Origin of the sequence: Streptomyces flavofungini, assembly GCF_041028215.1 — a bacterium.
Lineage (GTDB): Bacteria > Actinomycetota > Actinomycetes > Streptomycetales > Streptomycetaceae > Streptomyces > Streptomyces flavofungini_B.
In genome coordinates, this window is sequence record NZ_JASKYR010000562.1 from 1 (window position 1) to 4,505 (window position 4,505).

Annotated in this window: 2 protein-coding genes, 1 tRNA gene, 1 other RNA gene and 2 pseudogenes; 1 reads left to right on the forward strand and 5 read right to left on the reverse strand. The window is 69.7% G+C overall.

Translation table 11 applies throughout. The annotated features are described in order from the left end of the window. Window positions 1-1,431 (reverse strand): annotated as a pseudogene (locus AB8Z36_RS29665) (DNA polymerase III subunit gamma and tau); the annotation flags it as partial. A gap of 44 nt (window positions 1,432-1,475) precedes the next feature. Beyond that, window positions 1,476-1,574, reverse strand: an RNA gene (ffs, locus tag AB8Z36_RS29670) — signal recognition particle sRNA small type. A 142-nt stretch (window positions 1,575-1,716) separates the two neighbouring features. Between ffs and AB8Z36_RS29675 the strand changes: the two genes are divergently transcribed. Then, a tRNA-Ser gene (locus AB8Z36_RS29675) sits at window positions 1,717-1,801 on the forward strand. Window positions 1,802-1,868: 67 nt separating this feature from the next. Here AB8Z36_RS29675 and AB8Z36_RS29680 read toward each other — a convergent pair. The 3 genes and pseudogenes from AB8Z36_RS29680 to AB8Z36_RS29690 all read right to left on the reverse strand — a co-directional run. Continuing rightward, window positions 1,869-3,111, reverse strand: a pseudogene (locus AB8Z36_RS29680) (tyrosine-type recombinase/integrase). A gap of 10 nt (window positions 3,112-3,121) precedes the next feature. After that, complete coding sequence (locus AB8Z36_RS29685; RefSeq protein ID WP_369216472.1) at window positions 3,122-3,355, reverse strand: excisionase family DNA-binding protein; 234 nt, start codon at window positions 3,353-3,355, stop codon at window positions 3,122-3,124. Continuing rightward, window positions 3,348-4,505: replication initiator (locus tag AB8Z36_RS29690; RefSeq protein ID WP_369216473.1), on the reverse strand; the 1,158-nt coding region annotated here is incomplete at its 5' end. The genes AB8Z36_RS29685 and AB8Z36_RS29690, both read right to left, overlap by 8 nt.

A 4,505-nucleotide genomic window follows, 5' to 3' on the forward strand; every position in this document is an offset into this window, starting at 1 on the left:
GTCTGAGCGGCGGCGGCCTGCGGGGCGGCGTCGCCCTGCGACGGGGCCGCCGCACCGCCCGGCCCTCGTACCGCCGCGCGCGCGGCGGCGGGACCGCCGCCCGGCGGCACGGGCGGGCCCTGGGGCACCGGAGCGCTCTGCGCACACGTGAGGAACCTGCGGGGGCCCGGCGGGAGGCATGGGAACCCCCGGCTGCTGCACGCCCGCGTGGACCTCGGGGCCCGGGACGTACCCCATGGCGGGTGCGGGGCCCTGGCCGCCGGGGACGAAGTTCCCCCCGCGCTCCAGGCGGTCGAGGCGGGCCATGACGGAACGCTCGTCGTCATAGGCGGCGGGGAGCAGCACGCGCGCGCAGATCAGCTCCAGCTGGAGCCGCGGCGAGGTGGCGCCGCGCATCTCGGTCAGGCCCTCGTTGACCAGGTCGGCGGCGCGGCTGAGCTCGGCGGCGCCGAAGACACCGGCCTGCGCCTGCATCCGCTCCACGACGTCGGCGGGGGCGTCGATGAGCCCCTTCTCCGCGGCGTCGGGCACCGCGGCGAGGATGACGAGGTCGCGCAGCCGCTCCAGGAGGTCGGCGACGAAGCGCCGTGGGTCGTTGCCGCCCTCGATGACGCGGTCCACGACCTCGAAGGCCGCCGCCCCGTCCCCGGAGGCGAAGGCCTCGACCACGGAGTCGAGCAGCGAGCCGTCCGTGTAGCCGAGGAGGGAGGTCGCCATGGCGTATGTCACACCGTCTTCGGCGGCTCCGGCGAGGAGCTGGTCCATGACGGACATGGAGTCACGCACGGAACCGGCGCCCGCCCGCACGACCAGCGGCAGCACACCGTCCTCGACGGCCATCTGCTCGCGTCCGCAGACCTCGCCCAGATAGTCGCGGAGCGTGCCGGGGGGCACGAGCCGGAAGGGGTAGTGGTGGGTCCGCGAGCGGATCGTGCCGATGACCTTCTCGGGCTCGGTCGTCGCGAAGATGAACTTGAGGTGCTCCGGAGGCTCCTCGACCACCTTGAGCAGCGCGTTGAACCCCGCCGACGTGACCATGTGGGCCTCGTCGATGATGTAGATCTTGTACCGGCTCGACGCCGGGCCGAAGAAGGCCTTTTCGCGCAGGTCACGGGCGTCGTCCACACCACCGTGCGACGCCGCGTCGATCTCGATGACGTCGATCGAACCCGGCCCGTTCCGAGCCAGGTCCCGGCAGGACTGGCACTCGCCGCAGGGAGTCGGCGTGGGACCTTGCTCACAGTTGAGGCAGCGGGCCAGGATGCGCGCGCTGGTCGTCTTGCCGCAGCCGCGCGGACCACTGAACAGGTAGGCGTGATTGACCCGGTTGTTGCGCAGCGCCTGCTGCAACGGGTCGGTTACATGCTCCTGCCCGATGACCTCGGCGAACGACTCCGGGCGATAGCGGCGGTACAGCGCGAGAGACGACACACATACGAGGTTAATGGCGACCACTGACAACCCGGACCGCCCGAACGCAAAGCGCCCCCCACGCACCCGCCAGAGCCGACCTACCCTTGCTGCCTTCCGGCCCTGGGGGAGTTCAGTCAGATAGCGCCACGTGAGGGGCTGACGCCCACCCTAGCGGATACCCGGCCCCGGAAGCGACGCCGGACCCCACCGCTCCCGACCTCGCGCCACCCTCGATCCGATCTCGGGAGCCGCCGAGTGGATCGTGTTCGCGAGCACCCTCCAACGTCTTGTATTGTTTGCGGCGGAGGATTCGCCTAGTGGCCTAGGGCGCACGCTTGGAAAGCGTGTTGGGGGCAACCCCTCACGAGTTCGAATCTCGTATCCTCCGCCTGATCAGAGGGCCGGACCGCGAAAGTGGTCCGGCCCTCTGGCGTACGCCCGTCTCAGTTTCCGTCTCAGTCGGCCTTCTGCGGCTCCCAGAGCGCGCCTCCGACTTGCTGGGCGACCTTTCGCAGCATCGGCCCGGTGACATGCATGTACCGGGCCCGCATCCGAGCCGCTCCCCCGGGCTCCCATCCCATGATCGCGTCCACCACGACATCCGGGACGCCGAGGAGCAGAAGTACGGTCGCGGCGGTGTGTCGTGCGTCATGGAGGCGACCGTCACGTACGCCCGCATACCGGAGCAGTCGCTTCCACAGGTGATAGTCCGTGTTGGGACTAAGAGGGCCGCCAGTCGGCGAGGCGAAGACGTACCCCTTGTCCTCCCAGTCGCCACCGGCAGCGATCCGTTCCCGCTCCTGCTCCTCCTGGTGCTGACGGAGGAGCTTGATCAGTGGATCGGGCAGGCCGACCGTGCGCCGTCCGGCACGGGACTTCGTGGACTTGTGCTCGCGGCGGATCTGCGCACGCTGAGGGCAGTACCCGGCCTTCCTGCCGCACGGCTCACCGTCTCCGCAGCCGTGCCGGTACTTCGGCCGGAGCCGGTTCTTACGGATGCGGACGTAACCCGCCTCCAGGTCCACGTCTTCCCAGTGCAGCCCAAGCGCTTCTCCCTGCCGGAGGCCGAGCGCCAGAGCGACGACCCCAGCGAGCGCTATTGCGAAGCTTGGCCGCTTCCACAAGCAGACTCTGTACCTCCTCAATCGTGTAAGGCTCGATGTCCTCTTCTTCGATCCGCGGAGCCTTGGCGATCTCGGCCACGTTGGTCGGGACATGCCCGCGCCGCACGGCTTCACCGAGAGCGACCCGGATCGTCCGGTGGACATGGTGAGCCGTACCGGCGGAGCTCCCCGCGTTCTGCATCTTCCGGTAGAAGCGTTCGAGGTGCTCAGGCTCCAGGCGGTCGAGCTTGTGGGCGCCCAGGCCGGGCACGAGGTGTACGCGAACGTCGACCTCGTACCCGTCGTACGTGTTCTCGGAGACGTACGGCTTGGCGATGTTTTCGACCCAGTGTTCAAGCCAGCCCTGGACGGTCCAGCCCTTGCCCGGCTTCCGAAGCTTCCGGTCATCGCGCGCCCTCTCCATCTCGCGAACGGCCTTCGTGACTTCGGCCTTCGTCTTCCGCTCGATGTGGCGGCGGTCAGGCTTCCCGTCATCACGGACACCGACCGTCACGCGGCCATGCCATTTGCCGTCCTTACCGAAGTAGATGGACGAGGCCCCATTGGGCTGACGTGTGCGCTTCGTCTCTGTCACGCCGTCCGCCTCAGGCCGCTTCTGCGGGACGGTGCCGCAGCTTGGCCACGAAAGCGGGCAGAGCATCGGCGGGAACCCTGCGCAGCCGCCCGACGGTCACCGATTCGATCTCTCCGGCAAGGACGAGCCGGAAGGCGGTCGTGCGACCGATGCGCAGCCGTCGAGCCGCCTCCTCGACGGTCAGCAGCACTGCGGAGGGGTCAGCCGCCTCCAGGACGGCCACAGCGGAACTGGACTCAGCCACGGGTCGGTTCTCCTTCTGTTCCGAGGGCGGGTTCGAGAGTCTCGGCGAGCCAGGCTTCTGTGTCGGTGAGGCCGGTTCCTGCGTACACCCAGTGGGCGAGGACGAGCGTCGTGACCCCTTCCGGATTTTCGGAGGTGGTCCGTGCCGCGCTGGCTGCTGCGGCCTGAGCCGCTCGCCATTCGGCGCGGGCCGTGCGGAGGGCTCCAAGGGTGGTCGAGTAGCGCCGGGACTTGGTGGAAAAGTGACCGCGGAAGCCGAGCATGTGGGCCCAGGCCCGGAGCCGGAGTTCTTCCAGCTCCTTGCGGGCGCCGAGGGTCCATGCGGTACGGATCACGCGGCGGGCGTGGTCGCTGATGTCGAGCTGGGCAAGTTCGGCGAGGAACTTCAGCGGCCGGTCGAGCGCACCCGTGGCAGTCTCGGCGCCCTTGGTCGCGTACTTGGCGATGTACGCGGCGACGGCCCGCTCAGTCAGCTCCTGGCTACCGTCAAAATCGGCGGACCGGATGGTGCGTACGTCGAGCTGGCGGCCGAAGGCGAAGGTGTGCGGGCGCCCGTCGATCACCGGGCCGTCCACACGGGCAGCAGTCGCGGCGGCGCGGATGGCATCGGTCAGCAGCTCGGCGGTTGCCCAGGCGGGAGGCGGGGTGTCGCCGCCCTCGGGGCCGTCGATGCGGATGACCGCATGGAAATGGACGGCGCCACGCTTCTGGTACTCGGCGACCTTGGCGAAGGAGATGCGGGCGTGGTCGCGGAAGTCGCGTTGTGTGAGCCCGGCGCGCTTGGCGACTTCCCGGCGGAGGTAGGTGGAGAAGCGCCGCCAGAGCGCGCCTGCGTGTGCGTTCCTGAGCACGGCTGCTTCGTAGTCGTAGGTGTCAGGGTCGAGCGGGGTGCCGAGGGCAGCGTCGTCCTGGTCGTGGAGGGCGCCGCAGCGGCAGTGGCGGACGGTTCGGGCCGGGCCGGTGGGGCGGTTGTGGACCGGGCCGAAGCCGGGGGCGGTGAAGGTGGCGAAGACGCGGGGGTGGGCGGCGACGCGTTCGGGGACGCCCTTGCCGCCGCGCAGGCCGGAGGTGATCAGGTGGAAGGTGTCGCGGCGGTAGATCTCCGCGCAGGCCGCGCAGCGGGTCGTACGGCGGTTGTTGCAACGGACCAG